Annotated in this window: 23 protein-coding genes; 5 read left to right on the forward strand and 18 right to left on the reverse strand. The window is 71.9% G+C overall.

Features of this window, described 5'->3' with window-relative positions:
* Nucleotides 1-14 precede the first annotated feature (14 nt).
* From DEJ13_RS14820 to infC, 14 genes are all read right to left on the reverse strand, one after another.
* Complete coding sequence (locus DEJ13_RS14820) at nucleotides 15-677, reverse strand: DNA-3-methyladenine glycosylase (RefSeq protein WP_181436985.1); 663 nt, start codon at nucleotides 675-677, stop codon at nucleotides 15-17.
* Nucleotides 674-2,143, reverse strand: a complete 1,470-nt coding sequence (gene argH, locus DEJ13_RS14825) for an argininosuccinate lyase (protein WP_181436984.1) — start codon at nucleotides 2,141-2,143, stop codon at nucleotides 674-676. Before argH ends, DEJ13_RS14820 begins: the two co-directional genes overlap by 4 nt.
* Nucleotides 2,144-2,315: 172 nt before the next feature.
* Nucleotides 2,316-3,512 (reverse strand): argininosuccinate synthase, encoded by a 1,197-nt coding sequence (locus tag DEJ13_RS14830; protein WP_056120831.1) that lies wholly within the window; start codon nucleotides 3,510-3,512, stop codon nucleotides 2,316-2,318.
* Between the two features lie 28 nt (nucleotides 3,513-3,540).
* The gene (gene argF, locus DEJ13_RS14835) at nucleotides 3,541-4,512 is read right to left on the reverse strand and encodes an ornithine carbamoyltransferase (RefSeq protein WP_111106517.1); all 972 of its coding nucleotides are present in this window, start codon (nucleotides 4,510-4,512) and stop codon (nucleotides 3,541-3,543) included.
* Nucleotides 4,509-5,681, reverse strand: coding sequence for an acetylornithine transaminase (locus DEJ13_RS14840; protein ID WP_502868738.1), 1,173 nt, complete (start codon nucleotides 5,679-5,681; stop codon nucleotides 4,509-4,511). The genes argF and DEJ13_RS14840 overlap by 4 nt, the downstream gene beginning before the upstream one ends.
* A gap of 50 nt (nucleotides 5,682-5,731) precedes the next feature.
* A complete protein-coding gene (gene argB, locus DEJ13_RS14845) occupies nucleotides 5,732-6,760 on the reverse strand; it encodes an acetylglutamate kinase (protein WP_258374060.1) in 1,029 nt (342 codons plus the stop codon).
* Nucleotides 6,760-7,911, reverse strand: a complete 1,152-nt coding sequence (gene argJ, locus DEJ13_RS14850; RefSeq protein WP_111106537.1) for a bifunctional glutamate N-acetyltransferase/amino-acid acetyltransferase ArgJ — start codon at nucleotides 7,909-7,911, stop codon at nucleotides 6,760-6,762. Before argJ ends, argB begins: the two co-directional genes overlap by 1 nt.
* A gap of 62 nt (nucleotides 7,912-7,973) precedes the next feature.
* Nucleotides 7,974-9,071 carry an N-acetyl-gamma-glutamyl-phosphate reductase gene (locus DEJ13_RS14855; protein WP_111106515.1) on the reverse strand — a complete coding sequence of 366 codons (1,098 nt, stop codon included), beginning with the start codon at nucleotides 9,069-9,071 and terminating at the stop codon, nucleotides 7,974-7,976.
* Nucleotides 9,072-9,145: 74 nt separating this feature from the next.
* Entirely contained in the window at nucleotides 9,146-11,638 is a 2,493-nt protein-coding gene (pheT, locus tag DEJ13_RS14860) for a phenylalanine--tRNA ligase subunit beta (protein WP_111106514.1), read from the reverse strand.
* Nucleotides 11,638-12,678, reverse strand: a complete 1,041-nt coding sequence (pheS, locus tag DEJ13_RS14865; protein WP_056120866.1) for a phenylalanine--tRNA ligase subunit alpha — start codon at nucleotides 12,676-12,678, stop codon at nucleotides 11,638-11,640. The genes pheT and pheS overlap by 1 nt, the downstream gene beginning before the upstream one ends.
* Nucleotides 12,679-12,768: 90 nt before the next feature.
* Nucleotides 12,769-13,617: a TrmH family RNA methyltransferase gene (locus DEJ13_RS14870; RefSeq protein WP_056120823.1), complete on the reverse strand. Its 849-nt coding sequence runs from the start codon at nucleotides 13,615-13,617 to the stop codon at nucleotides 12,769-12,771.
* 73 nt (nucleotides 13,618-13,690) lie between these two features.
* Entirely contained in the window at nucleotides 13,691-14,074 is a 384-nt protein-coding gene (gene rplT, locus DEJ13_RS14875) for a 50S ribosomal protein L20 (RefSeq protein ID WP_056120821.1), read from the reverse strand.
* Between the two features lie 28 nt (nucleotides 14,075-14,102).
* Nucleotides 14,103-14,297: a 50S ribosomal protein L35 gene (gene rpmI, locus DEJ13_RS14880; RefSeq protein WP_056120818.1), complete on the reverse strand. Its 195-nt coding sequence runs from the start codon at nucleotides 14,295-14,297 to the stop codon at nucleotides 14,103-14,105.
* A 79-nt stretch (nucleotides 14,298-14,376) separates the two neighbouring features.
* Nucleotides 14,377-15,072, reverse strand: a complete 696-nt coding sequence (infC, locus tag DEJ13_RS14885) for a translation initiation factor IF-3 (RefSeq protein ID WP_111106513.1) — start codon at nucleotides 15,070-15,072, stop codon at nucleotides 14,377-14,379.
* Nucleotides 15,073-15,365: 293 nt separating this feature from the next.
* On the opposite strand from infC, the gene DEJ13_RS14890 reads away from it, so the two are divergent.
* Nucleotides 15,366-15,731, forward strand: coding sequence for a DUF1844 domain-containing protein (locus DEJ13_RS14890; protein WP_056120817.1), 366 nt, complete (start codon nucleotides 15,366-15,368; stop codon nucleotides 15,729-15,731).
* A 65-nt stretch (nucleotides 15,732-15,796) separates the two neighbouring features.
* On the opposite strand, the gene DEJ13_RS14895 is transcribed toward DEJ13_RS14890, so the two are convergent.
* Nucleotides 15,797-17,119, reverse strand: coding sequence for a maltokinase N-terminal cap-like domain-containing protein (locus DEJ13_RS14895; protein WP_111106512.1), 1,323 nt, complete (start codon nucleotides 17,117-17,119; stop codon nucleotides 15,797-15,799).
* A gap of 135 nt (nucleotides 17,120-17,254) precedes the next feature.
* Between DEJ13_RS14895 and DEJ13_RS14900 the strand changes: the two genes are divergently transcribed.
* From DEJ13_RS14900 to DEJ13_RS14910, 3 genes are all read left to right on the forward strand, one after another.
* The gene (locus DEJ13_RS14900) at nucleotides 17,255-18,796 is read left to right on the forward strand and encodes a CYTH and CHAD domain-containing protein (protein ID WP_111106511.1); all 1,542 of its coding nucleotides are present in this window, start codon (nucleotides 17,255-17,257) and stop codon (nucleotides 18,794-18,796) included.
* A gap of 4 nt (nucleotides 18,797-18,800) precedes the next feature.
* Nucleotides 18,801-19,256, forward strand: a complete 456-nt coding sequence (locus DEJ13_RS14905; protein WP_056120810.1) for a MaoC/PaaZ C-terminal domain-containing protein — start codon at nucleotides 18,801-18,803, stop codon at nucleotides 19,254-19,256.
* Nucleotides 19,257-19,327: 71 nt separating this feature from the next.
* Complete coding sequence (locus DEJ13_RS14910) at nucleotides 19,328-21,214, forward strand: glycoside hydrolase family 2 TIM barrel-domain containing protein (protein ID WP_111106510.1); 1,887 nt, start codon at nucleotides 19,328-19,330, stop codon at nucleotides 21,212-21,214.
* 69 nt (nucleotides 21,215-21,283) lie between these two features.
* Here the strand turns inward: DEJ13_RS14910 and DEJ13_RS14915 are convergent, their stop codons facing one another.
* Nucleotides 21,284-22,135, reverse strand: coding sequence for an alpha/beta fold hydrolase (locus tag DEJ13_RS14915; protein WP_111106509.1), 852 nt, complete (start codon nucleotides 22,133-22,135; stop codon nucleotides 21,284-21,286).
* Nucleotides 22,136-22,257: 122 nt separating this feature from the next.
* Between DEJ13_RS14915 and DEJ13_RS14920 the strand changes: the two genes are divergently transcribed.
* Nucleotides 22,258-23,484 (forward strand): putative hexosyltransferase, encoded by a 1,227-nt coding sequence (locus DEJ13_RS14920; protein ID WP_181436983.1) that lies wholly within the window; start codon nucleotides 22,258-22,260, stop codon nucleotides 23,482-23,484.
* A gap of 195 nt (nucleotides 23,485-23,679) precedes the next feature.
* Here the strand turns inward: DEJ13_RS14920 and DEJ13_RS14925 are convergent, their stop codons facing one another.
* Entirely contained in the window at nucleotides 23,680-24,723 is a 1,044-nt protein-coding gene (locus DEJ13_RS14925; protein ID WP_111106508.1) for an amidase domain-containing protein, read from the reverse strand.
* A gap of 259 nt (nucleotides 24,724-24,982) precedes the next feature.
* Nucleotides 24,983-26,854, reverse strand: a complete 1,872-nt coding sequence (locus DEJ13_RS14930) for a glycoside hydrolase family 25 domain-containing protein (RefSeq protein ID WP_111106507.1) — start codon at nucleotides 26,852-26,854, stop codon at nucleotides 24,983-24,985.
* Between the last annotated feature and the right edge of the window lie 30 nt (nucleotides 26,855-26,884).

Consider the following 26,884-nt stretch of genomic DNA (forward strand, 5'->3'; position numbering starts at 1 on the left):
GCGGTGCGGGTCGCTCAGTCCACCGCGCGCTGGTGACGACGGTACGTCGAGACCGTCGGCTCGCCCCGCAGGGCGAACCGCCACGGGAAGGCCGCCCCGCCGGCGATGCCGGCCACTCCGGTGCGCGGCGTCCGGAGGATCCCGGAGTCGGACGCGAGCTCGTCGAGGACCGCAGCGACTCCCGCGGTGGCGAGCCGGGCCTCCAGGCCGGATGCCAGGGTGAGCGCGTACGGGCCGCGGCCGCCGACGAGCGGGGTGCCGTCGTCCTCGCCGAGGACCGCGCCGAGGGCCTGTCCGAGGTTGCCCGGTCCCCGGGCGAGCTGCACGTCGGACACGGTCGGACCACGCCGGGACCGCGCGACGTCGACCCCCTCGACCACCGCGGCGCCGCGCAGGAGCGACCCCGAGGACGTGCCTTCGCGCGCGCTCACGACGTTGACGCACGTGTGGATGCCGTACGAGCGGTAGGCGTAGAGCGTGCCGGGCGGTCCGAACAGCCGCTTGTTGCGCTCCGTCATGCCGCGGTGTCCGTGCGACCCCGGGTCGGTGGGACCGAAGTAGGCCTCCACCTCGGTGATCCGCAGGGTGACCCCCTTGCCCGTGAGCGTCGCGCCGAGGAGCGCCGGAGCGCTCCGCGGTGCCGGCTCGGCCAGGAGCGCGAGGAGCCCGTCGCTCACCGCGAGAACGGGGCTCCGGCGGCCAGGTCGTGCACGCGCTGCGTCAGCCCGGCGAGCTGCTCCGCGACCCGGTCGGGCGCGGTCCCTCCGACACCCCGGCGCGAGGACACGCTGCCCTCGATCGTGAGCACGGCGCGGACGTCGGGGGTCAGGTGCTCGGAGACCTGTGCGTACTCGTCGTCCGTGGGGTCGTCGAGCTCGATGCCGCGCTGCTCGCAGTAGCGGACGAGGGCGCCGGAGACCTCGTGGGCGTCGCGGAAGGGCACCCCCTGGCGCACGAGCCACTCGGCGACGTCGGTCGCGAGCGAGAAGCCCTGCGGGGCGAGCTCGGCCATCCGGTCGGTGTCGAACGTCAGCGTGGCGATCATGCCCGTGAACGCCGGCAGCAGGACCTCGAGCGTGGCGACGGAGTCGAAGACGGGCTCCTTGTCCTCCTGCAGGTCGCGGTTGTAGGCCAGCGGCAGCCCCTTGAGCGTCGCGAGCAGGCCGGTGAGGTTGCCGATGAGCCGGCCGGACTTGCCGCGGGCGAGCTCGGCGATGTCCGGGTTCTTCTTCTGCGGCATGATGCTCGACCCGGTGGAGAACGCGTCGTGCAGCCGGACGAAGCCGAACTCCTTGGTGTTCCAGAGGATGACCTCCTCGGCGAGCCGCGAGACGTCGATGCCGATCTGCGCGAGGACGAACGCGAACTCGGCGACGGTGTCGCGACCCGCGGTGGCATCGATCGAGTTCTCGGCCGGGCGCTCGAAGCCCAGCTCGTGCGCGATCGCCGTCGGGTCGAGCCCGAGGGAACTGCCCGCGAGGGCGCCGGCACCGTACGGGCTGACGCTCGCCCGACCCGCCCAGTCACGCAGCCGCTCGAGGTCGCGGACCAGCGGCCAGGCGTGCGCGAGCAGGTGGTGCGCGAGCAGGACGGGCTGGGCGTGCTGCAGATGGGTGCGTCCGGGCATGATCGCCGCCGGGTGTTCGCTCGCCTGTTGGCTGACGGCGTCCACCAGGTCGATCACGAGCCGCCCGATGCGACGCCCGTGGTCGAGCATGTGCATGCGGCCGAGCGTGGCGATCTGGTCGTTGCGGCTGCGGCCCGCGCGGAGCTTGCCGCCGAGTTCCGGCCCGAGGTCGTTGATCAGCAGGCGCTCGAGGGCGCCGTGGACGTCCTCGTCGGAGTCGGACGGCAGCAGCGATCCGTCGGCGTGCGCGGCGTCGAGCCGGTCGAGGCCCGCGAGCATCTGCGCGAGCTCGTCGGCTGACAGGTACCCCGCCGTGTGCAGCGCACGGGCGTGGGCACGCGAACCGGCGAGGTCGTAGGGCGCGAGCTGCCAGTCGAAGTGCGTCGACCGCGACAGGGCGGCGAGCTCCGGGCTCGGCCCGTCGGCGAACCGGGCACCCCACAGGGCGCCCTGGTTGGTCGCGTCGGCCTTGGTGGGCTGCGGGTCGGGCCAGGAGGCTCCGTTTGCGTCCGTCATGAGAGTCCTGCGTCGTGTCGGTGGTCGGTCTGGACCGCGACCACGGCGGTGGTGGTGCGTGCGCGTGGGTCGTGCGGTCCGTGGCGGAGGTGGGTGGGGCCTCCCGGCCGGTGCCAGTGGGTGTCCCATCCGGTGCGGATGGCGGACCGTGCGGTCCGCCACCCGCCCCGTCTCAGTTCGCCAGGTCGCGGCGCGCTGAGATCTTGCTCGGGAGCGACCAGATCTCGATGAAGCCCTTCGAGAGCGACTGGTCGAACGTGTCGCCCGTGTCGTACGTCGCGAGGTCGAAGTCGTACAGCGACTGCTCGCTGCGGCGACCCGTGACCGTCGCGCGCCCGCCGTGCAGCTGCAGACGGATGTCACCGGAGACGTACTGCTGGGTGTCGTCGATGAAGGCGTCGAGGCTGCGCTTGAGGCCGCCGAACCACAGGCCGTCGTAGACCAGGTCGGCCCACTCCGACTCGACGCCCCGCTTGTAGCGGTTGACGTCGCGCTCGAGGGTCAGGCTCTCGAGCTCTTCGTGCGCGGCGATGAGCGCCATCGCGGCCGGGGCCTCGTAGACCTCGCGCGACTTGATGCCGACGAGACGGTCCTCGACCACGTCGATGCGTCCGACGCCGTGCTTGCCCGCGAGGGCGTTCAGCTCCTGGACGATGCGCAGCACGCTGAAGCGCTGCCCGTCGAGGGCGACCGGGATGCCCTGTTCGAAGGTGATCGTGACCTCGTCCGCGTCGCGAGCGATGGCCGGGTCCTGCGTGTAGGCGTAAAGGTCCTCGATCGGGGCGTTCCACGGGTCCTCGAGGAACCCGGTCTCCACCGCGCGGCCCCAGACGTTCTGGTCGATCGAGTACGGCGACTTCTTGCTCTGCAGGATCGGCAGGTCGTGCTCCTGCGCGTAGACGATCGCCTTGTCGCGGGTCAGCGCGAGGTCGCGGACCGGGGCGACGCTCGTCAGGTCGGGCGCGATCGCGGCGACGGCGGCCTCGAAGCGGACCTGGTCGTTGCCCTTGCCGGTGCAGCCGTGCGCGACGCTGTCGGCGCCCAGCTGCTTCGCCGTCAGGGCGAGGTGCTTCGCGATGAGCGGGCGGCTCAGCGCGGAGACCAGCGGGTAGCGCTTCTGGTACAGCGCGTTCGCCTTGAGGGCGGGCACGAGGTAGTCGTCCGCGAACTCGTCCTTCGCGTCGATGACGATCGACTCCACCGCGCCGCAGTCGAGCGCGCGCTGGCGGATGGCGTCCATGTCCTCGCCACCCTGGCCGACGTCCACCGCCAGGGCGACGACGTCCTTGCCGGTGGCGTCCTTGAGCCAGCCGATGCCGACGGAGGTGTCGAGGCCTCCGGAGTACGCCAGTACGACGCGGTCTGCCATGGGATCTCCTTCGAAGGGGGTGTGGGTGTCAGTGGTTCGCGGGCGCGGGAGCCGAGGTGTTCGCCGCGGCGGTCGCGGTGTTCGCCGCGAGGAGCCAGGCGAGGAGGGCCTTCTGCGCGTGCAGCCGGTTCTCCGCCTCGTCCCAGATGATGCTGCGCGGGCCGTCGATCACGTCGGCGGTGACCTCGAAGCCGCGGTCGGCGGGCAGGCAGTGCATGAACACGGCGTCGTCGGCGGCGTGGGCCATCATCGCGTCGTCGACGCGGTAGTCCCCGAAGACGTCGAGTCGCTGCTGCTTCTCGTCTTCTTTGCCCATCGAGACCCAGGTGTCGGTCACGACGACGTCCGCCCCGGCGACTGCGGCCACCGGGTCGGTCACCACCAGGACGGACCCGCCGGTCTCGGCGGCACGGTGCTCGGCGTCGGTCACGACCTGTGCCGAGGGGCTGAACTCGGCCGGTGCGCCGATCCGCACGTGCATGCCCGCAGTCGCCCCCGCCAGCAAGTAGGACTGCGCCATGTTGCACGCGCCGTCGCCGACGAACGCGATCGTCTGGCCGGCGAGCTCGCCGCGGTGTTCGCGGATGGTGAGCAGGTCGGCCAGCAGCTGGCACGGGTGGAAGTCGTCGGACAGCGCGTTGACGACGGGGACCGTGGTGCCCTCGGCCATCTCCTCGAGCCCGGCCTGGCCGTAGGTGCGCCAGACGATCGCCGAGACCATGCGCTCGAGCACACGCGCGGTGTCGGAGGGGGTCTCCTTGCCGCCGAGCTGGCTGTTGGCGGTGGAGATGATGAGCGGGCTGCCGCCGAGGTCGCTGATGCCGACGTGGAAGGACACCCGCGTGCGCGTCGATGACTTGTCGAAGATGACCGCGACGCTCTGCGGTCCCGCGAGGGGCTTCGACCCCCAGCGGTCGCGCTTCATCGCGACGGCCAGGTCGAGGATCGCCGACTGCTCGGCCTGGTTCAGGTCGTCGTCACGGAGGAAGTGGCGGGTCATGCGGAGGTCTCCTGGTGGGCGTCCTCGACGGACGCCATGCTCTGGGCGAGGATCGACAGGAACTCGTCGATCTCGGCGTCGGACACGATGAGCGGCGGTGCGATCCGCAGGCTCGACTCGTTCGGGGCGTTCACGATCAGGCCGCGTTCGAGCGCCGCCGCGGCGATCGCGGCCGCGGCGGGGCGGTGCAGCCCGACGCCGATGAGCAGCCCGCTGCCACGGACCTCGGCGACGAGCGGCGAACCGATCGCCGTGATGCCGCGGCGGATGCGCTCGCCCTTGGTGACCGCGGACTCGACGAGTCCGGCGCGCTCGATCTCCTCGAGCACGGCGTTGGCCACGCGGGTGCCCAGCGGGTTGCCGCCGAAGGTCGACCCGTGCTGTCCGGCCGAGAACAGGTCGGACGCCCAGCCGAACGTGACGAGCGCGGCGATCGGGAAGCCGCCGGCGATGCCCTTGGCCACGGTGATGGCGTCGGGGACGACCCCCTGCTGCTGGAAGGCGAACCACGAGCCGGTCCGGCCGACACCGGTCTGGATCTCGTCGAGGATCAGCAGCGCGTGGTGCTCCTCGGTCAGGCGACGTGCGGCGGCCAGGAAGCCCTCGGGCAGGTCGACGACGCCGGCTTCGCCCTTGATCGGCTCGATGATGATCGCTGCGACGGTGTCGTCGATCGCGTGCTCGAGCGCCGCGACCGAGGTCTCGATGTGCTCGACGCCCGGGATCATCGGCAGGAAGTCCTCTTGCAGGGCCGGCTTGCCGGTGAGGGCGAGGGCACCCATCGTGCGGCCGTGGAACGCCTGCTGCAGCGCGAGGATGCGGGTCTTGCGACCGTCGGCGCCGCGGTTCAGCCGCGCGAGCTTGAACGCCGCCTCGTTCGCCTCGGCACCGGAGTTGCCGAAGTACACGCGGCCGGCGTCGCCCGCGCCCGAGATGCGCTTGAGGCGTTCCGCGAGTTCGAGCTGCGGCGGCGTGGCGAAGTAGTTCGACACGTGCACGAGCTTGGCGGCCTGGTCGGCGATGGCCTCGACGAGTGCTGGGTGCGCGTGCCCGAGGGAGTTGACGGCGATGCCGGCCAGGAAGTCGAGGTACTCGTTGCCGTCGACGTCCCACACCCGGCAACCCTGGCCGCGCTCGAGCATGATCTTCGGCGGCGTCAGGGATCGCATGAGCGACGCCCCGAACCGGTCGTTCCAGGTTGCGGTCTGCGTCTCGGTGGTCACCGTGCGTTCCCCTTCGTGTCGTCGTGGTCGTCGGACGGGTGCTGGATCGGGCTCGCGGGTCCGCGTCGGCCGATCTCGGCGTGGGTGTTCTGGTTCTCGGTGCGGCGGCTCGGGTCCGGGATGACCTCGGTGCCGGCGCCGCGGAGCGTGAAGACCTCGAGCAGGATCGAGTGCGGGATACGGCCGTCGATGATCGTCGCGCCGCCCACCCCGCCGACCACGGCGTCGAGGCACGCGGTCATCTTCGGGATCATCCCGGACTCGAGCGTCGGCAGGAGTCCGCGGAGTTCCTCCACCGCGATGAGGTCGATGATCGAGTCGCGGTCGGGCCAGTTGCGGTACAGCCCGGGGACGTCGGTGAGCATCATGAGCTTCGAGGCGCCGAGCGCGATCGCCAGCGCGGCAGCGGCAGCGTCCGCGTTCACGTTGAGCGCCTGGTCCGGGTGCGCGTCGTCGATCGCGATGCTCGAGACGACCGGGATCTGGTTGGCGCGGATCGCGTCGAGCACGCCCGACGGGTCGACGTGGGTGATGTCCCCGACGTGGCCGAGGTCGAAGTTCTCACCGTCGACGACGACGCCCTTCTTCTCGCCGGTGAACAGCGAGCCACCGTCGCCGAACACACCGACGCCGAGGCCGGCACCGTGCTCGTTCACCAGGTCGACGATCTCGCGGTTGACCTCGCCGGCCAGGACGTCGCGGACGACGGTGATCGCCTCGGTCGTCGTGACGCGGTACCCGCCGCGGAACTCGGACTGGATGCCCTGCTCCTTGAGCGCGGCGGAGATCTGCGGTCCGCCGCCGTGCACCACGACCGGGTGCAGACCCGCGTAGCGCAGGTAGACCATGTCCTCGGCGAACGCGCGCTTGAGGTCGTCGTTCACCATCGCGTTGCCGCCGAACTTGACGACCACGATCTTGCCCGAGAAGCGCTTCAGCCACGGCAGGGACTCGATCAGGGTGGCGGCCTTGACGGCAGCGAACTCGTGTTCTTCCTGTTTCGACAGGGCGTCTCCGGCGGCCATCAGCTGGAGTACGCGCTGTTCTCGTGGACGTAGTCGTGCGTCAGGTCGTTCGTCAGGATGGTCGCCGCGAACGGCCCCACCCCGAGGTCGATGAGCACGTCGGTGTCGCGCGGCGTCAGGTCGACCTCGTCGATCGGGCGGTCGGGAGCGCCCTCGTGGCAGACCCGGACGCCGTTCATCGAGACGTCGACCGCGTACGGGTCGAACTCGGCGTCCGTCGTGCCGATCGCCGCCAGGACCCGGCCCCAGTTGGGGTCGTTGCCGAACACCGCGGCCTTGAACAGGTTGTTGCGGGCGACGCTGCGCCCGACGGTGACGGCGTCGTCCTCGGACACCGCGCCGACCACGTGGATGGCGATGTCGTGGCTGGCACCCTCGGCGTCTTGCTGGAGCTGCCGCGCGAGGTCGGCGCAGACAGCCGTCAGCGCCTCTTGGAAGTCGCCGACCTCGGGCGTCACACCCGAGGCGCCGGAGGACATCAGCACGACCGTGTCGTTCGTCGACATGCAGCCGTCCGAGTCGACCCGGTCGAAGGTCACGCGGGTGGCCGCGCGGAGCGCCTGGTCGAGCTGTTCGGCGTCGAGGAGCGCGTCCGTCGTGATGACGACCAGCATGGTGGCGAGGCCCGGCGCGAGCATCCCGGCCCCCTTGGCCATGCCGCCCACGGTCCAGCCGTCCTCGGAGACCGAGGCCTGCTTGGCACGCGTGTCCGTCGTCATGATCGCCGCGGCCGCGTCCGGGCCGCCGGTCTCGGAGAGCGCGTCCGTCGTGAGCGCGACACCGTGCAGGACGTGGTCGCGGAAGGTCTGGTCGCCACGGCCGATCAGACCGGTCGAACAGACGACGACGTCGCCGGCACCGATCCCGAGGGACTCGCCGACGGCTTCGGCGGTCAGGTGCGTGGTCTGGAAGCCGAAGGCCCCGGTGAAGCAGTTCGCGCCGCCCGAGTTCAGGAACACGGCCTTGGCGACGCCGTCGCCGACGACCTGACGCGACCAGATCACCGGGTGGGCCTGGGCGCGGTTGCTCGTGAAGACCGCGGCGACCGCCGCCTGCGGGCCGTCGTTCACGACGAGGGCCACGTCGGGCGTGCCGCTCGCCTTGAGTCCGGCGGTCGCGCCGGCGGCGCGGAAGCCCGCGGCTGCGGTCACGCCCTCGGCGTCGCTGACGGACTGGAGGCCCGTGGGGGCGTCCACCCCGTTCGTTGCGTCGGTCACGGTGCGACTCCGTCCACGCTGAGGCCGAGGGTCTCGGGGAACCCGAGGGCGATGTTGGCCGACTGCACGGCGGCGCCGGCGGTCCCCTTGACGAGGTTGTCGAGCGCGCTGATCGCGACGACCCGGCCCGCGGCTTCGTCCACGGCGATCCCGACGAGCGCGGTGTTCGCCCCGATCGTGTCGGCGACGCGGGGGAACTCGCCCTCCGGCAGCAGGTGGACGAACGGCTCGTCCGCGTAGGCCTGTTCCCAGGCGAGGCGGACGTCACGGGCGCTGACGCCCGGCGCGAGCTTGGCGGTCGTCGTGGCGAGGATCCCCCGCGCCATCGGCACGAGCACGGGGGTGAACGAGATCGAGACGTCCGACGCCCCGGCCACGTGCAGGTTCTGCTGGATCTCGGGGACGTGCCGGTGGGTGCCGCCGACCGCGTACGCGCTGGCGGAACCCATGATCTCGGCGGCGAGGTACGTCGGGGCGAGTTTCTTGCCCGCGCCCGAGGGGCCGACGCTCAGCACGGCGACGATGTCGTCCGCCTCGACCAGACCGGCCTGCACCCCGGGCTGGATGCCGAGCGTGATGGCCGTCACGTTGCAGCCCGGGACGGCGATGCGCTTCGTCGCGGCGATCTCGGAGCGTTGGCGACTCTGTTCGACGATGTCGTCGACGTCGCGCCACTCGTCAGCGGAACCCGGAGTGGGTGCGCCGTGCAGGAGTTCAGGGAGACCGTAGGTCCACGCACCGAAGTACTCGCCGCCGTAGAAGGCCTCCCAGGCGGCCGGATCGGTCAGCCGGTGGTCGGCCCCGCAGTCCACCACGAGGGTGTCGTCGTCCAGCTGCGCCGTGACCGCTCCGGACTGGCCGTGCGGCAGGGCGAGGAAGACCACGTCGTGTCCGCGGAGGTGCTCGGCCGTCGTCTCGACGAGCGTCAGGTGCGAGAGCGAGCGCAGGTGCGGCTGTGTCGCGATGAGCGGCTGTCCCGCGTTCGAGAACGCGGTCACCGTCCGGACGTCGAACTCGGGGTGAGCCGACAGGATGCGCAGCAGCTCACCGCCTGCGTAGCCGCTGGCTCCCGCCACGGCGACGGATACGGACATGGGATTCCACCTTTGGTCGGACGATTCGTCGAGGATCGGAGGCGGCGGCCCCGTGCGGTGCTGTCCCAGGGGGATCAGTCGCGCAGGGTCGCCCCGAATCGCTCGCCGGCACGTCGGACGGCGCCATCGCGGGCCACGGAGGCCTCGGCAGCGGTCAGGGTGCGGTCCGTGGCACGGAAGCGCAGCGCGAACGTCAGGGACTTCTGTCCCTCGTCCACGCCGGAGCCCCGGTAGTCATCCACGAGCCGAGCATACTCCAAGAGCTCTCCGGCGCCAGCGCGGACGGCGTCGAGCACGTCCCCCGCCGGCACGTCGACACCGACCACGAGGGACAGGTCCTGTGTGGCAGCCGGGTAGGACACGATCGGCGCCACCGACACCGACTCGGGCACGGCTGCGATCACGGCATCGAGGTCGATCTCGACGACGGACACGACGCGCGGCAGGTCCGACGCGGCGGTGAGCTCGGGCAGGAGCTCACCCGCGACGCCCACGACCGTCCCGCCGACGAGCAGGGATGCGGCTCGCCCCGGGTGGAGCGACGGGTGCGACGTCTGCGCCACGGTCAGCTCGGCGCCCGCCGCCCACGCGACGGTGCGCGCGACGTCGAGGGCGTCCGCGATGCCGTACGGCTCGGGGACGACGCCCGGCTGCTTGGCCAGGCGGTGCCCGACGAGGAGCGCGGACACGTGGAACGGCTGCGCGGGCAGGGCTGCCTCGAGGTCCGCCAAGAGCTCGGCGTCGGGTCGGGCCGCACCGACCGGGACGTCGGACGTGCCGAGCTCGGCGTCGGTGGTCGGCAGGAAGACCCGGGAGGTCTCGTACACCGCCAGGTCGACGAGCCCGCGCGACGTGTTGCGACGTGCGACGTCGACCAGGGCCGGCAGACCGCTGCGGCGGAGCAGGTTCTGCTCGCTGTCGAGCGCGTTCGCCAGCACCACGGCTGGCCCGCCCGCGGGGTCGATCCCCGGGTACGCGGCGGTCGTCGCGACGGACACGAACGGCGCCGTGACCACCTCGACGAGGCCGTCGGCAGCGAGTGCCGCGGCGACGCGACGACGCGCCTGCTGGTGCGCCGTGAGACCGCGTCCGGGCGGCGCGACCGGCAGGACGCTCGGGATCCGGTCGTACCCGACGATGCGGGCCACTTCCTCGACCAGCGTCGTGTCGTCGGTCAGGTCCGGTCGCCAGGTCGGTGGGGTGACCCGGAGCTGGTCGGCGACCGTGTCGACCGCGGCCCCGATGGCGCGGAGCGTGTCGATGACCTCGGAGTCGGTGTACTCGACGCCGATCAGCTCGGACGGGCGGGACAGTCGCATCGGGACCGCGGGACGCTCCGAGGTGTCGACGAGCGTCGAGCCGAGGGAGTCCGCCGTGCCGCCGGCGAGTTCGACGAGGAGCGCGACGGCGCGGTTCGCTGCGGCTTCCGCCACGCGGGGGTCGACACCGCGTTCGAAGCGCTTGGACGCCTCGCTCGGGAGCTTGTGGCGCCGGGCGGTGCGCGCGATCGAGACCTGGTCGAAGCCCGCGGCCTCGATCAGCACGTCGGTGGTCGCAGCCGTGATCTCGGTGCGCGCGCCGCCCATCACGCCGGCGAGCCCGACGGGGCCCTGGTCGTCGGTGATGACGAGGTCCTCGGGGTCGAGGGTGCGGGTGACGTCGTCGAGCGTCGTCAGGGTCTCCCCCGCCGTCGCCCGACGGACGCCGAGCCCGCCGACGACCGTGGCGAGGTCGTAGCCGTGCAGCGGCTGGCCGAGCTCGAACATCACGTAGTTCGTGATGTCGACCGGCAGCGAGATGGAGCGCACACCCACGAGCGACAGACGCGACACCATCCATGCCGGTGTCGGTCGGGTGGCGTCGATGCCACGGACGACGCGGGTGACGAAGGTGCTCGAACCGACGCGGCCCCGGATCGGCGCGTCGTCCGCGATGGTCACGGTGAAGCCCTCGGCCTGGTGCGAGGGGACCCGGTCCGCCGGGTCGTGGAAGGACGCACCCGTGGCGTGCGCGTACTCGCGGGCGACGCCGCGCAGGCTCATCGCGTAGCCGCGGTCGGGCGTGACGTTGATCTCGACGGCAGCGTCGTCGAGGCCGAGCAGCGCGATCGCGTCCGCTCCGACGTCGGGGTCCATGCCGAGGTCGGCGAAGCGGAGGATGCCGTCGTGCTCGTCGCCGAGACCGAGCTCGCGCGCCGACGCGATCATGCCGTCGGACACGTGGCCGTAGGTCTTGCGGGCAGCGATCGGGAACGGGCCGGGCAGCACGGCGCCGGGCAGCGTGACGACGACCTTGTCGCCGACGTCGAAGTTGTGCGCGCCGCAGACGATGCCGCGGGGCTCGGGCTCGCCGACGTCCACCTGGCACCAGTTGATGGTCTTGCCGTTCTTCTGCGGCTCGGGGACTCGTTCGAGCACCCGGCCGACCACGACGGGCCCGGTGAGGTCGAAGGTGTGGACGGCTTCTTCCTCGAAGCCCACCGACACGAGTGCCGCGTGCACGTGCTCGAGCGTGACGTCATCAGGCAGGTCGACGGACTCGCCGAGCCAACGGAGTGGGACGCGCATCAGACCACCGTTCCGAACTGCTGCGAGAAGCGGATGTCGCCCTCGAGGAAGTCACGCATGTCGTTCAGGCCGTTGCGGAACTGGAGCGTCCGCTCGATGCCCATGCCGAACGCGAAGCCCTGGTACTCGTCGGGGTCGATGCCGGCGGAGCGCAGGACGTTCGGGTTGACCATGCCGCAGCCACCCCACTCGACCCACCGCGCGCCGCCCTTGGCGTTCGGCTGCCACACGTCCATCTCGGCGGAGGGCTCGGTGAACGGGAAGTAGTTCGGACGCAGACGGATCTGCGCCTCGGCACCGAACATCTGCCGGGCGAAGTGCTCGAGCGTGCCGCGCAGGTGCGCCATCGTGAGGCCCCTGTCGATGGCGATGCCCTCGACCTGGGTGAACACCGGCAGGTGCGTGGCGTCGAGTTCGTCGGCGCGGTACACCCGCCCGGGGGCGATCACGTAGAGCGGCAGGTCACGAGACAGCAGGGAGCGCACCTGCACCGGGGAGGTGTGCGTGCGCATGACCAGGTGGCGGTCGACGGGCTCGACGAAGATCGTGTCCGCCATCGCCCGCGCGGGGTGGTCCTGGTCGAAGTTCAGCGCGTCGAAGTTGAACCACTCGTGCTCGAGCTCGGGGCCTTCTGCCACTTCCCACCCCATGCCGACGAAGATGTCGGCGACCGTCTCGTTGAGGAGCGACAGCGGATGGCGCGAGCCCGGGGTCCGGGTCGACGGCAACGCGGTGACGTCGACGCGTTCGGCGTCGAGTCGTGCGCGTTCCTCGGCGACGGCGAGCACCGATTCCTGGTCGGTGATCGCACCGTTGACGCGGCCGCGGGCCTGACCGACGAGCTTGCCGGCCTGGGCCTTCTGCTCGGGCGGGACACTGCGCATCGAGGCGTTCATGCGCGCGAGCGTCGACTGCTCGCCCGTGTGCTCGGCTCGGGCCTGCTTGAGCTCGGCCACCGTCGTGGCGGCACGGACTGCGGCGAGGGCCGCGTCGACCGCGTCGGCGACGGCCGATTCGCTGATCTCGAGAGGTTCTGACACGGTCACCAAGCCTACCGGCCCCTGGGATACCGCCGTCCTGTACTGCGCGGACGGTGGAGACAGGGCGACCGGGCCCCTGCTGTGGAGGAGTCAGGCGGAGCGGAGCGCGAACGCCGACTCGTACAGGCAGACGGACGCCGCGGTGGCCAGGTTCATGGACTCGGCGGCGCCGTAGATCGGAACCGTGACCGCGCGGTCGACCAGCGTGAGGTCCTCGTCGGTCAGCCCACGTGCCTCGTTGCCGAACACCCACGCCGTCGGACCGTCGAGCAGCCCCTCGGCGCGGACGGCGGGCAGGTCGTCGCCCGAGACGTCCGCCGCGAGGACCGTGTACCCGAGTGCCTTGGCCCGCCCGATCGCGTCCGCCAGCGACACGCCGACCGACACCGGCACGTGGAACAGGGAACCCGTGGTCGACCGGACGACCTTGGGGTTGTACGGGTCGACGCTCCGCCCGGTCAGGACGACCGCGTCGGCTCCGGCCGAGTCGGCTGCGCGGATGATCGTGCCGGCGTTGCCCGGGTCCCGCACCTCTTCGAGGATCGCGACCAGCGCGGGCAACGGACGGTTCGTGGCGGGGTCGACCCGCGCCTCCAGACCGGTCGCGCCGGGCTCGGGGAACACCTGCCGCACCGACGTCGGGAACTGCTGGCACACCGCGACGACACCCTGCGGCGTCACCGTGTCCGCCATCGCCGCGAGGACCTGCTCGGTCACGAACCAGGTGTCGACGGGCGCGTCGCCCAGGTCGTACCGCTCGGCGGCGGTGGGCGTGACGTAGAGCTCACGCAGCAGCTCGGGTGCGTACGCGATCGCTTCGCGGACGGCCTGCGGTCCCTCGAGCAGGAACAGGCCCGTCTCGGCACGCACGTCCTTCTTGGCGAGGGCGGCGACGGCCTTGACACGTCCGGCACGGGGGTTCTCGAGGAGATCAGTCACGCGACCAGTGTCGCAGCATGCAGGAAGGCCCCGGTCCGCGGACGGATCGGGGCCTTCGAGGTGTGGCAGGTGACTACGCGGCCTTGGGAGCCGAGGTGTCGGCCGGGAGGGCCTTCTTGGCCGACTCGACGAGCGCGGCGAAGGTCTCCGGGTTGTTCACGGCGAGGTCCGCGAGGATGCGACGGTCGACCTCGATGCCGGCCAGGGCGAGGCCCTGGATGAGGCGGTTGTAGGTCAGGCCGTTCGCACGGGACGCAGCGTTGATGCGCTGGATCCACAGGCGACGGAACTCGCCCTTCTTGGCGTGGCGGTCACGGTACGCGTAGACGAGGGAGTGGGTGACCTGCTCCTTCGCCTTGCGGTACAGACGCGAACGCTGGCCGCGGTAGCCCTCGGCGCGTTCGAGGATGACGCGACGCTTCTTGGCGGCGTTGACCGCTCTCTTCACTCTTGCCATTGCAGTGTTCCTTTACGAATCCGGGGGCTCAGTGGCCGAGGAGCTTCTTGACGTTCTTCGCGTCGGCCTTCGAGAGGACCTGGTCCTCGTTGAGGCGAGCCTTGCGCTTGGCAGACTTGACCTCGAGGTTGTGACGCATACCGGCCTGCTGCTTCATGATCTTGCCGGTGCCGGTGACCTTGAAGCGCTTCTTCGACCCGGAGTGGGTCTTCTGCTTGGGCATGGGGGTGCCTTTCCGTGGGGTGGATGGGGAGCCGCGCCATTGCGGTCGGGAGAACTGCGCGGGGCTGGTCTGGGGAGACCTATTCGGCCGTGGACTCGGCCGTGGCCGTTTCCTTCGACTCGGCGGCGGCCGGTTCCGGCGACGCGGCCGGGGCAGCGTCTTCCGGCTTCGCCTTGGCGGCGTGCTCGGACGCGCGACGCTCGGCCTTGTCGGCCGCACGCTTGGCGTTCTGCTCGCCCTTGACGTCGGACTTGTTCTTGAGCGGCGCGATGATCATCGTCATGTTGCGGCCGTCCTGCGTGGGTCGGGACTCGACGACGCCGAACTCGGCGATCTCCTCCGCGAACTTGTGCAGGAGTCGGACACCCTGTTCCGGACGCGACTGCTCGCGGCCGCGGAAGAGGATCATGGCCTTCACCTTGTCGCCGCCGAGGAGGAAGCCCTCGGCACGCTTGCGCTTGGTCTCGTAGTCGTGCACGTCGATCTTCAGGCGGAACCGGACCTCTTTGAGCTCGGTGTTGACCTGGTTGCGACGGGCTTCCTTCGCCTTCTGCGCAGCTTCGTACTTGAACTTGCCGTAGTCCATGATCTTGGCCACGGGCGGCTTCGCGTCCGGCGCGACCTCGACCAGATCCAGCTCTGCTTCCTGCGCGAGGCGCAGTGCGACGGCGATGGGGACAACGCCGACCTGCTCGCCCTGGGGTCCGACAAGACGGACCTCGGGGACGCGGATTCGGTCGTTGGTACGGGGATCGGGAATGCGGAGCTCCTTCAATCAGTGGTGGCCCGGGGCGTTTGCCCGGACAACGGCACGAGAGGAGATCTGACGCACGGATCGAGACCCGTTCGGCAGCCGCCCGACTCCGCGCCGGCTGACCTGCGTCAGACGGTTCGGACTGCCGGACGGTGACGCCCGGCGGAGCGGTGGTGACCCGGTAGCCTGGTGGTTCGTGGCCGCGGGTGGGAGTGACTCCTCTTCGTGATGCCGAGGTGGTCCGGACTGGTTCTCACGAATCGTTCCGGGCACACGGACAGCATCTGCCGCGTCGAGTCTAACAGAGGAGCACCGTGACCGACACCCCGCCCATCGATCCCTCGTCCGACGGCACCGTCGACGAGGCCGCCCGGGACATCTCCGAGGTCCCCGCCGTCGAACTGATCAACACCGTCGCCGTGCACCTGCTCAGCGCCGCCGCCGTCAAGGTGGGGCTGGCCGACGACCCGGAGCAGCAGACCGACCTGGACGAGGCGCGGAAGCTCATCACCGCCCTCGCCGGCCTGGTCACCGCCGCGGCCACCGAGATCGGTGACCACCACGCGCGACCGCTGCGCGACGGCCTGCGCTCGGTGCAGCTCGCGTTCCGCGAGGCGTCCGCCATCCCCGACGCGCCGGGCGCGGGCCCCGGGGAGAAGTACACCGGACCCGTCAACTGACCCAGGACGGACGGGAGGCCCGTGGCGGTGTCGCCACGGGCCTCCCTTCCGGTGGTCCCCGGCGTCTACCGCACGGACCGCGCCGCCAGGCGCTCCACGGCGGCGACCGGGATGCCGACCCAGGTCGGCCGGTTGCGGGCTTCGTAGACGACCTCGTAGACGGCCTTGTCGAGCTCGAACGCGTCGAGGACCTCGCGGTGGGCGCGGACGTCCACGCCGATCCCACGTGTGTAGCCGTCGAGGAAGGCTTCTCGGGCCTCGTGAGCCCACGCTGCGGCATCGACCGGTTCGGTCTCGTGCGCCAGTGCCCCGGCGACGTAGTCGAAGGACCGCAGCATGCCGGCGACGTCGCGCAACGGCACGTCCGGGAGCGAGCGCTCGTGCAGGGGACGCAGTGGTTCGCCCTCGAAGTCGAGGAAGACCCAGCCACGCGGCTCCGGTGCGGAGAGCACCTGCCCGAGGTGCAGGTCGCCGTGGATGCGCTGCAGGTCGGGCCAGGCGACGTCGGAAGCCCGGTCGTAGACGGCGCGGACGGCATCGGCGTGCTCGGCGACCTCCGGGACCTCGGCCGCGGCGGTCTCGAGGCGCTGCAGCATCGTCGCCCGGGCCTGCTCGACCCGCTCCGGCGTCGCCGGCTCGGTCGGCATCGCTCCCGCGAGCGTGACGTGGACCTCGGCCAGCGCTGCACCGAGACGGTCGGCGCCGGCCGCGAAGGAGTCCCCGCGGCGAGCGTCATCCAGGGCGACGCGCCAGGCGTCGTCGAGCCCGGGCAGGAACTCCTGGGCGAAAGCCAGGTGGCCGCTGGCGACGCCGTCGTCGCGTCCGGTGTCGGGCCAGGCACCACGGAGGGCACCGAACACGCGTGGCACCCGGGACGACCCTGCGGCGGAGAGGGCCTGCTGAGTCGTCACGTCGGGGTTGTCGCCGTGGTGCAGGACGCGGAAGACCTTCACGATCACGGTGCCGTTGTCCTCGGTCTCGCAGATGATCGAGGTGTTCGACTGCTCGCCGCGCAGGACGCGGGCGGACCGGACCGTGCCGATCGGCACGAGGGACTCCTCGCCGTGGTCGATCGCCCCGAGCAGCCACCGCGCGTACGCGGGGTCGTGCGGGCCGTCGTACGAGGGCAGGACGTCCTGGTCGGCGTCGTCCGAGGTCTCGTCCGTGGTGATGCGGGCGTGTTCGAGTTCGGGGACGGGGTCCTGGTGCTCGGTGACGGGGACCTGGTACAGGACGGAGCCGGTCACCGCGTCGTCGATGACGAAGCGGGTGAGCACCCGAGCCTCGTCGGTGCGTTCGTCGAGTTCGGCGATCGTCCGGAGCTGCGGGACACCCCCCTTCGCTGCGTACCAGCGTTGCCGGGCCATCCACTGCGCGACGTCGGTCATGGATCAGGAGGCTACGCGAGCGGTCGTCCCTCGGTCTCAGGCTCTCCCTCCACACCGGGCGCGCCTGCCGCTGTCGTCCACAGACCGGGCTCGCGTCCGAGCGGTGGGCGGCCGCGGCGGACGACACTGATCGGCATGGAGACCACGACCCGCGACACCCTCGCCGACCCGCGTCGCACCTGGCGCATCCCGGACGACCGCCGGCTGCCCGCGCTCGAGCCCTACGCCGACGACGTCCGTCGGCTGCCGAGCGTCACCGTGCGCGAGACGCTGTGGGACACGGACGACCGGGCGTTGGCGTTCGCGGGCATCGAGCTGCTGCACGCTGACCCGTTGGATGCGCCGAGGCAGGTCGACGATGCCGGTGACGGCGGTGGTGACGGCGGCGACGGGAGCAGCAGCGGCGGCGACGGTGGCTGGAGCGTCGACCGCGGCCAGGGCCCGGAAGCGGTCGGGGTGCCGGGCGCCCCGCTCCCCCGCGACCCGGTCGAGGCCGTGCTCCGGGGGCGACCGGTCCGCCCGGTGCGCGTCCGTGACACGACGACCACGCTCGTGCGGTTGCATGGCCGCGACGGACGACTGCGAGCCGAGGTGGCCGACGTCCGGGTGGACGAGGGCGACCGGGACACCGCGCTCCTCCGCAGCGCCCGGTGGTGGGCTCTGACGGACGACGGGGGTCCTGGCCAGGTGGTGCGCGCCGTCGAACGGGCGGTGACGGACGCAGCGGACGACGACGGCCGCGCTCCGGGCGACCCCGTGCCGACACTGGCTCCGGTGCGACGACCCGTCACCGGGGGCAGCGAACGGCCCCGACCGGGCAGTGCCGCCGCGTTCGTGCGCGGCGTGCTCGCGCCGCTGCGCACGGAGCTGCTGGCGGTCGACCCCCGCGTCCGGGCAGACAGCGACGACGTCGTGCACGCGTTCCGCAAGGCCCTGCGCCGACTGCGCAGCGTGCTCGCCGCGTACCGGGGCGCCCTCGACTCCGACCTCACCGAGTCGTTGCGCGCCCGGCTCCGGTCCACCGCCCGGGTCGCCGGGGTCGCCCGTGACGCCGAGGTCCTGCGCGACCGGGTCGAGCACACGGTCGCGATGGCACCCTCCGGCTCGGTCGACACCGCGGTGCTCGACCACCTCCGGGCAGCGGCCGAGGCGGACCGGCGCGCAGCGGTCGCGGCGCTGCGCGACGAGCTCCGCTCCGGAGCGTGGTTCGGCGCGCTCGACCAGCTCGACGACCTGGTCGACCGGGCTCCGGCGGGGACCAGGGCGAAGCAGGACGCGGTGGCCTTCACGACGCAGCGGATCCACCACGAGCGCGCACGGGTGCGTCGGGCGCTGGACGGCACCGACGGGCTCCCTGCCGACGGGCTCGAACCGCTGCACGACGTCCGCAAGGCGGCGCGAAGACTGCGGTACGCGCTCGAGGCCGCGGGCGACGTGCCGGACGTGGGGAAGCGCCGGCTCGGACGCTTCCGTCGCGTGCAGGAGACACTCGGCGACGTGCTCGACGCCGAGCACGCCGCGGTCTCGTACCGTCGCCTGGCGGCGGCAGCGGCGGAGTCCGGCACGGACACCTTCGGCTACGGGGTGCTCGCGATGGTCGAACGGCGGGCGGCCGAGCACCACCTCGACGACGCCCGGCGCGCGCTCGGACAGCTGCACCGGGCGGTGCGAGGATGAGCAGGTGCCGCACTACCTCGAGGACCTCGCCGCCGGACAGACCTTCACGACCCCGGGTCGCACGATCACCGAGGCAGACGTCGTGTCGTTCGCGTCGTGGACGAACGACAACAACCAGGTCCACACCGACGTGGAGTTCGCCGCGAGGACCCGGTACGGCCAGCGGATCGTGCACGGCATGCTCGGCGCCTCGCTCTGCGTCGGCCTGATCGCCCGCACCGGGGTGTTCGAGGGATCAGCGGTGGCCCTGCTCGGCATCGACGGCTGGCGCTTCACCGCCCCGGTCTTCATCGGGGACACCGTCACCTGCACCGTCGAGATCCTGTCCACCCGGCTGACCAGCTCGGGCACCACCGGGATCGTCGAGCGGACGGTCACGCTCCGCAACCAGCACGACGAGGTCGTCCAGCAGGGTCGCATGGACGTCATGGTGCTGACCCGCGCTGCCGCGATCGCCTGACAGCAGCACGTCTCCCCACGAATCGTCACGAGCCCCTTTACAACGATGTACCGGCTTGTCACGATGGAGCCATGAGCACGCTCGCCGGCACCGTCGCCGCCCCCAACAGCACCCCTGACCCGAGCCTCCCCCTCGCCAGCCAGCAGGACGGCTCGTACCCCCGTCCCCAGATGCTGCGCACGCACTGGGCCGACCTGGACGGCACGTGGTCGTTCCGGAACGACGGCGACGACCCCGCCTGGCGCGCGGGCTTCCCCGACCCGCGGGACATCGTCGTGCCGTTCCCGCCCGAGTCCGTCGCCTCCGGCATCGACGAACCCGGGTTCCACCCCGTCGTGTGGTACTCGCGAAGCCTCACCCGCGCTGACCTCGACGCTGCGGGCTTCGGCGAGCGCGCACCGCGACTCGTCCTGCACTTCGGCGCCGTCGACCACCGGGCCACGGTCTGGATCGACGGCGCGCTCATCGGCACGCACGAGGGCGGCCACACCCCGTTCTCGTTCGACGTGACCGAGGCACTGGCCCCTGGCGCAACGGGGGCCCCTGGTGCAACGGGCGACGACGTCGCGCACACCCTGGTGGTCCGCGCCGAGGACGACCCGCACGACCTGACCCAGCCGCGCGGCAAGCAGGACTGGCACGAGGAACCGCACGCGATCTGGTACCGCCGCACCACCGGCATCTGGCAGACGGTGTGGCTCGAGGCCGTGCCGCCCGTGTCCGTCGGGTACCTGCGGTGGACGAACCTCGACCAGGCCACCGTGCGCCTGACGGTCCGCCTGACCGGCACCCGGACTGGCGGCGAGCGCCTGCGCGTCGACGCTCACTGGCACGAGCGCGGTGAGTACCTGGCCACGGTCGAGTCGACGATCGGCGACACCGCGACCGAGTTCGACGTGGTCATCCCGATCTCACGCCAGGCGAACGGCCAGGCGCAGGACGAGCTGTTCTGGACGCCGGACACCCCACGGCTGGTGGACGCCACCGTCACGCTCGTCGATCGTGACGGCAGCCGGGTCGACGCGGTGTCGTCGTACTTCGGCGTCCGGACCGTGGGCGTCGACGGACCCACCTTCCTGCTGAACGGACGTCCGCAGCACGTGCGGAGCGTCCTGAACCAGGGCTACTGGCCGGACTCGCACCTGGCAGCGCCCTCCCGTGCCGCGCTGCGGCGGGAGGTCGAGCTCATCAAGGAACTCGGCTTCAACGCCGCCCGCAACCACCAGAAGATCGAGGACCCCCGGTTCCTCTACTGGGCGGACCGACTCGGACTGATGGTGTGGGGCGAGGTCGCCGGCGCCTACGAGTTCTCCCCGCGCGCGGTGCACCGGCTCATGGCCGAGTGGATGGACGCGGTCGAGCGCGACGCCTCGCACCCGTCGATCGTCACCTGGGTGCCCGTCAACGAGAGCTGGGGCGTGCAGGAGATCCGGACGAACGCGGCGCAGCAGGCCTACGCCCGCGCGCTCGCCGACGTCACGCGCGCGCTCGACCCGACCCGCCCGGTGGTGTCGAACGACGGATGGGAGCACCCGTCGTCGGACATCATCACGATCCACGACTACGAGGGCGACGGCGAGCGCCTCGCGAAGACCTACGCGGACGACGCCGCACGCACCGCCCTGGTCGGAGGGATCGGTCCGGCCGACCGCCGGGTGCTCGTCGGCGGGGCGGTCGACCGCGGCCAACCCGTCATGCTCACCGAGTTCGGCGGCGTGAACTACCAGCCCGGCACGCAGCGCGAGGACGGTTGGGGGTACACCTCGGCGTCGGACGGCGACGACTGGGTCCAGCGCATCACCGCGCTCTACGACGCGATCCGGGCGAGCTCGTTCCTGGTCGGGTCCTGCTACACGCAGCTGACCGACACCATGCAGGAGACGAACGGCCTGCTGAACGCGGACCGCTCCCCCAAGGTCCCGATCGAGCAGATCCGGCGCGCGGTCATCGGTCACTGACCGGGAGGCACGGCACACGCCAGCGGCGCACGTCCCGTCCGGGACGTGCGCCGCTGGTCAACGCGGTGGTCAGGACGCCAGGAAGCGCAGGACCGCCTGGTTCCACTCGTCGCGGTGCGACGCCAGGACACCGTGCGGACCGCCCTCGATGACGTGGGTCTGGGCGTTCGGGATCGCCGCCGCGGTCCGCTTGCCGGAGACCTCGAACGGCACGATCCCGTCCGCGTCGCCGTGGATGACGAGCGTCGGGACGTCGACCTTGGTCAGGTCGTCCCGGAAGTCGGTCGTCGCGAAGGCCGCGGTGCAGTCGAGGGTGCCCTTCGGCGAGGCCATCTCGGCGATCGCCAGGTCGTAGGCGCGCTGGTCGTCACTGACGAGCGGCTTGTGCGTGAGCGACGGCTTGCCACCGGCGGTGTAGAACATGTCGACGAACTCGCGCAGGAACGCGGGCCGGTCGCCCGTGATGCCGTTCGAGAACCAGTCGGCCAGGTCCTGGTCGACGCCGCCCTCGGGGTTGTCGTCCGACTTCCACAGGTACGGCGGCACGGCGCTGGCGAACACGAGCTTCGCGACCTTCGCGGTGCCGTAGGTCGAGACGTAGCGGGCGAGTTCACCGCCACCCATCGAGAACCCGATGAGCGTGACGTTCATCAGCCCGAGCTGGTCGATGAGGGCGTCGAGGTCGGCGGCGAAGGTGTCGTAGTCGTACCCGTCCCAAGGCTGCGACGACTGGCCGAAGCCGCGGCGGTCGTAGGCGATGACACGGTGGCCGGCTTCGACGAGTGCCGGGACCTGGCCCTCCCACGAACGACCGGAGAGCGGCCATCCGTGGATCAGGACGACGGGGTCACCCGAGCCGAAGTCGTCGTAGTGCAGGTCGATGTCGTGCCCGTTCTCGGAGCCGACGGTGATGAACGGCATGCGTTCCTCCTGTGCTGGTGGTTGTTCCAGGGACGCCCTCCACCGAACTCGCCCAACCTGGGGGCGGCCGCTGGCGGTGTTCGCAGAGCGGACACGCGCCGTGGTCTGGGAGGATCGGGCGGGTGACCAGCGTGGCGGAGCCGACCCGGGCCTCCCGGACCGGGACGCGACTGCGCGCCCTGCTGCACGGTCGACACAGCGGGTGGACGGCCCCGCTCGTCGTCTGGGCGGCCTCACGCGTGGTGAGCACCGTGTTGCTCGCCACGATGTACCTGGTCGCGACGGCGAACGGGTGGCACTTCGCCTCGCACCGCGAGCACGCGTCGTTCCTGACGTTCTCGGGCTCGTGGGACGCGTCGGCGTACCGGACCATCGCCGAGCACGGCTACCCGACGACCCTGCCGACCGACGCGGCCGGGCACGTCCTGCCCAACGCGTGGGCCTTCCTGCCGGTGTTCCCCGCGCTGGTCCGTGCGCTCATGACGCTCACGGGCGGTTCGTTCTGGGCCGTCGGCGTCGCCGTGGCGACCCTCGCGGGAGCCGGTGCGTGCGTGGTGCTGTACCGGTTGGTCCTCGCCGTGGGGTGCTCGCACCGCGCCCGGTGGGCCACCGCGCTGTTCGCGTTCGCGCCGACCGGATTCCTGCTGCAGGTCGCCTACGCCGAGTCGATGCTGCTGCTCCTGGTGTTCGGCGGGCTGCTCGCCCTGGTGCGTCGGCGGTACGCCGTGGTCGGGGCGCTCGGCGTGGTCGCGGCGTTCACGAAGCCCGGGGTCCTCGCGCTCGCGGTCGCGGTCGCGGTGCACCTGGTCGTCCGGTGGGTCCGGGCGTCCCGCGGGCAGGAGCCGTTCCCCTGGCGCGACCGGGTGCCGGTCCTCGTCGTCGGCGCGGTCCTCGCGGCCGCGGGACTCGCATGGCCCGTGGTCGCGTCGGTCGTCACGGGTCGACCGGACGCCTACCTCGACACCGAGCTGTCCTGGTGGGTCGGGTACGTCGGGCGGCAGCACTTCGCGCCGCTCACCCCGTGGTTCGTGATGGCCGGCACGTGGCTCGGGCCGCTCGGCATCGGGCTCGTCGTCGTGGTGCTCGCGGCCGCGGTCTGGTTCTGGACCCGCAGGAGTGTCCGCGCCCTCGGGCCGGAGGTGCTCGGGTTCACGGCGGCGTACGGGCTGTACCTGGTGGCGGTGTTCCTGCCGCAGCAGAGCCTGCCGCGGCTGCTCATGCCGATGGCGCCGCTGCTCGGCTCGGATGCCTTCGTGCGGACGCGGCGGCGTGCCGTGACGTGGCTGCTCGTGGGCGTGGGACTGCAACCCGTCGCGATCGTGCTGCTCTGGTTCCTCGGGTACCCCTGAGCGGGGCGGGGCGGGGCGGGGCGAGGCGACGGCGCGAGGCGCGTGCGGCGCGGATCGCTCCCGCACAACCGAATCCGGTCCGAACCGCGTGATCCCGTGGTTCGGACCGGGTTCGGTTGTGCGAAGCCACGTCGAACCACGGACCGCGGCGGGCACGGCACCGCGGGCACGGCACCGCGGGCAGCGCCCCGACCGCTACGCGTCGAACGTGTGGAACCAGGCGGTGCCGCCGGGGTGCTGCACCGTGATCATCTCGTCGAGGTCGCGGTAGGGGCCGTCCTGGTTGTGGCTCGCGGACTTGATGCGGATCGTGCCGTCGGGCTCGGTGAAGACCTCGGAGACGATGGTGGTGTGGTCCGGCGAGTCGTTGTGGTTCCAGTCGAAGAACACGATGTCGCCGGCACGCACCTTGTCGCGTTCGTCGAGCGATCGCCGGGTCAGGCCGAAGGTCGCCGCGTTGCTGGCGAGCCACGGGTCCATCGCCGGGCAGTAGGTCCACGTCGCGGAGTGCGCGGCGCCACCCGAACGGCTGTACCAGTCGTCGCGCTGCTGCCACCCACGGGCGATGAGCGTCTGGCTGACGTAGTTCGCGCAGTCGCCGCCGATCGGGTTCATGGTGCCGTACTCGGTGAGGTTGTAGTCCTTCCAGTACCGCATCGCGTACGCGAGCTGCCGGTCGACGTCGGTCACCGCCGCGTACGCGAGCGAGGTCGTCGCGAGTGCGTCTGCGGCGGAGGGCACGGACGGCGCGCCCGCGGTCGGCGCGGCGGACGCCGAGTCCTGCGTCGCGCCGCTCTGCCCGTCGTTGGCGGCACTGCCGTTGCCGTCCGAGCTCTGGTTCGCGGACGCGGTCGGCGTCAGCTCGGAGTCGAAGAGGGCCACGTCGGCGGAACCGGCCGTGTACATCGCCTGGTGCGGCGCGGTGAAGGTGACCTTCGTCGCCGACGCCCTGACGTCGCGCGCAGCGATGCCGCCCACGGTCACGCCACGCACGGCTGCGAGCGCGGTGCCGGTCACCGTGACCGTGACGCCGCCCGCGAGCGGGACCTGGGCCGGCTCGAGCGACGCGGCGCGGGCGGGTGTCGCGGCGGCGGACGCCGATGCGCTCGCGGAGCCTGCCCCCGCGCTGTGCGTCGGTTCGGGCGGGTCGGAGGCCTTCGAACACGCGGCGGCCGCCAGCCCGACTCCGGCGACACCGGCGAGCGACAGCAGGGAACGGCGCGTGAAGGAAGCAGTCATGACGCTGCAAGGGTACGTGACCCCGTCCGACAGACCGGGACCGACGCCCCCGTCAGTTCCCGGTGACGAGCTGGCCGTGCACGACCGTGCGGTCGTCACCGTGACGGCACGCCGTGGCACCCGCAATGCCCGTTCCGCACCGGCACTGCCGCTGCCACCGGGTTCCTGACCACGTGCGCACCGACGGACGGGAGGCCCGTGGCGGTGCCGCCACGGGCCTCCCGTCCGTCAGCCGCGCACGCGGTCGGCCGACGGGCACTCAGAAACAGGACCAGTCGCGGTCCAGCTCGACGCTGCCGTAGGGCGTGACGTACTGGGTCATCCGCACCGGACCGTCGACCAGCGGCGTGCCGCTGCACGCGGCCTGGGCCTGCGCCAGGGTGGCGTCGCCGACCGCGATCCAGCTCGGCAGCGGGCGGATCGGGCTGCTCGACGGGACCGTCCCCATGACCTGCCCGAACTGGTACCCGGTCGAGTAGAGCCCCAGGTCGTCGATGCCGGCCTTCGTGTAGGCGGCGATCATGCCCTCGAGGGTCGCGCGGTTCTGCGTCACGTCGGACTGGTGCGAGAGACCCGTCTCGACGTCGAGCCACCACCGGTACTGCCCCGGCTGCGCCAGCCCGGTGAAGCCGACGTTCGCGGTCGCGCGACCGTAGCCGTAGACGTACGAGCACGCGCGGGTGGTCCGTCCCGCGCCGCCCGCCGCCGGGGTGCACGACCCGTACGGGCTGCCGGTGACGGTGGTGCCGAGGAACGTGTTCGACGTCGGCCAGGCCACACCGGGGGCGGCTCCAGGGTTCTGCACCAGCGCGTACAGCTGGGCGGCCGGCTGCGCGGTGCCGCCGGCGGATGCCGCTGCCCACCGGAGCTGCGACGCGAAGCACGGGTTCGCCTGGTTGCCGAGCTCGCCGTTCACCCCGACGATCCCGAACGACTGGTCGGTCGGCACCGTGCGACCGCACTGCGGCCACGAGACGTCGACGCCGGTCCCCGATCCGGACGACCCGTCGAGGAAGTACCCGACGACGTCGACGTAGACGGTCGCGGTGCCCGAGGACACCTTCGCCGAGACCTTCCCCGCCGAGGACAGCGGCGCGATCAACGCGTTGCCGATGGTCTGCCCGGCCGAGTACGCCTGCGTCGGGACGCTCGACGACAGTCCGGCACCGGTGACGCGGAGCAGACCGTTCGTGGTGCCGCCCCCGACCTTGGCGTTCACGACGGCGGCGACGGCGTTGCGCGGGATGCCCGCCGTGCCGATGAGGGTGATGTCCTTCGCGGTCGGGGTCGCGGCGACGGTCGCTGCCCGCACCGGGTCCGCCGGCACGAACACGGACCCCGAGTCGTCCGGCGCGTAGTAGCCGACGACGTCCGCGAGCACCGAGCCCGTCCCGCCCGACACCCGGGCCTGGACGGCGCCGTCGGACAGTGCCACCGTCGTGGTGTTGGCCACGGTAACCCCGGCCCGGTAGGTCAGGGTCGCGATCCCGGTGGTGTTGCCCGCCGGCGTGATCCGCAGCGTCCCGCTGGTCGTCGCCCGCGACACGTCGGTCTGCAGCACGACCGCGGTCGCGTCGGCCGGCACCCCGGCGGTGCCGGCGACGGGCACCCGGAGCGGGCTCGTGCCGACCGTGGCCGTGATGACGTTCGTCGGCGGGAGCGGCGTGTACGTCGACCCGCTCGCACTCGTGCCGTACCAGCCCGCGACGTCCAGGGCGACCTTGCCGGTGCCCGCCGACAGCCGGACCTGGGCCTGGCCGCCGACGAGGCCGACCGTGGTCGTGCCGGAGATCTGCTGCCCGGCGGAGAAGTTCTGCACCGACGGCCGTGCGCTGCTGCCGGCCGGGGCGACGCTGACGTACCCGTCGGCCGTCGGCGAGCTGACCGTCGCGGTGAGCACCACGGCGGTCGCCGAGGTCGGGATGCCGTTCGCACCGCCGAGCGGCACGGTGACCGGGGACGTGCCGACGGTCGCGTTGAACACGCGCGCCGGGGCGACCGGGGTGAAGCGCCCGACCATGGAGGCGGTGGTGGTCGCCGCTCCGGCAGCGGTGCCGGGGCCGACGAGCGCGACACCGGCGACGACCGCGAGCACGGTGCCGAGGGTGGCGACGGTGGACCTGAGACGCATGCGGACCCCTTCGAGCGAGCACCCCCCGTC

This window comes from Curtobacterium sp. MCLR17_007 (assembly GCF_003234655.2).
Lineage (GTDB): Bacteria > Actinomycetota > Actinomycetes > Actinomycetales > Microbacteriaceae > Curtobacterium.

Excerpts from the sequence above, each read along its gene's own strand:
- argB (WP_258374060.1), bottom strand. The coding sequence starts at position 6,760 with ATGGCCGCCGGAGACGCCCTGTCGAAACAGGAAGAACACGAGTTCGCT.
- rpmI (WP_056120818.1), bottom strand. The coding sequence starts at position 14,297 with ATGCCCAAGCAGAAGACCCACTCCGGGTCGAAGAAGCGCTTCAAGGTC.
- DEJ13_RS14915 (WP_111106509.1), bottom strand. The coding sequence starts at position 22,135 with ATGCCGTTCATCACCGTCGGCTCCGAGAACGGGCACGACATCGACCTG.
- DEJ13_RS14930 (WP_111106507.1), bottom strand. The coding sequence starts at position 26,854 with ATGCGTCTCAGGTCCACCGTCGCCACCCTCGGCACCGTGCTCGCGGTC.
- DEJ13_RS14855 (WP_111106515.1), bottom strand. The coding sequence starts at position 9,071 with ATGTCCGTATCCGTCGCCGTGGCGGGAGCCAGCGGCTACGCAGGCGGT.
- rplT (WP_056120821.1), bottom strand. The coding sequence starts at position 14,074 with ATGGCAAGAGTGAAGAGAGCGGTCAACGCCGCCAAGAAGCGTCGCGTC.
- DEJ13_RS14925 (WP_111106508.1), bottom strand. The coding sequence starts at position 24,723 with ATGACTGCTTCCTTCACGCGCCGTTCCCTGCTGTCGCTCGCCGGTGTC.
- pheT (WP_111106514.1), bottom strand. The coding sequence starts at position 11,638 with ATGCGCGTCCCACTCCGTTGGCTCGGCGAGTCCGTCGACCTGCCTGAT.
- DEJ13_RS14900 (WP_111106511.1), top strand. The coding sequence starts at position 17,255 with ATGGAGACCACGACCCGCGACACCCTCGCCGACCCGCGTCGCACCTGG.
- DEJ13_RS14895 (WP_111106512.1), bottom strand. The coding sequence starts at position 17,119 with ATGACCGACGTCGCGCAGTGGATGGCCCGGCAACGCTGGTACGCAGCG.
- DEJ13_RS14910 (WP_111106510.1), top strand. The coding sequence starts at position 19,328 with ATGAGCACGCTCGCCGGCACCGTCGCCGCCCCCAACAGCACCCCTGAC.
- DEJ13_RS14830 (WP_056120831.1), bottom strand. The coding sequence starts at position 3,512 with ATGGCAGACCGCGTCGTACTGGCGTACTCCGGAGGCCTCGACACCTCC.
- DEJ13_RS14840 (WP_502868738.1), bottom strand. The coding sequence starts at position 5,681 with ATGCGATCCCTGACGCCGCCGAAGATCATGCTCGAGCGCGGCCAGGGT.
- argH (WP_181436984.1), bottom strand. The coding sequence starts at position 2,143 with ATGACGGACGCAAACGGAGCCTCCTGGCCCGACCCGCAGCCCACCAAG.
- argF (WP_111106517.1), bottom strand. The coding sequence starts at position 4,512 with ATGACCCGCCACTTCCTCCGTGACGACGACCTGAACCAGGCCGAGCAG.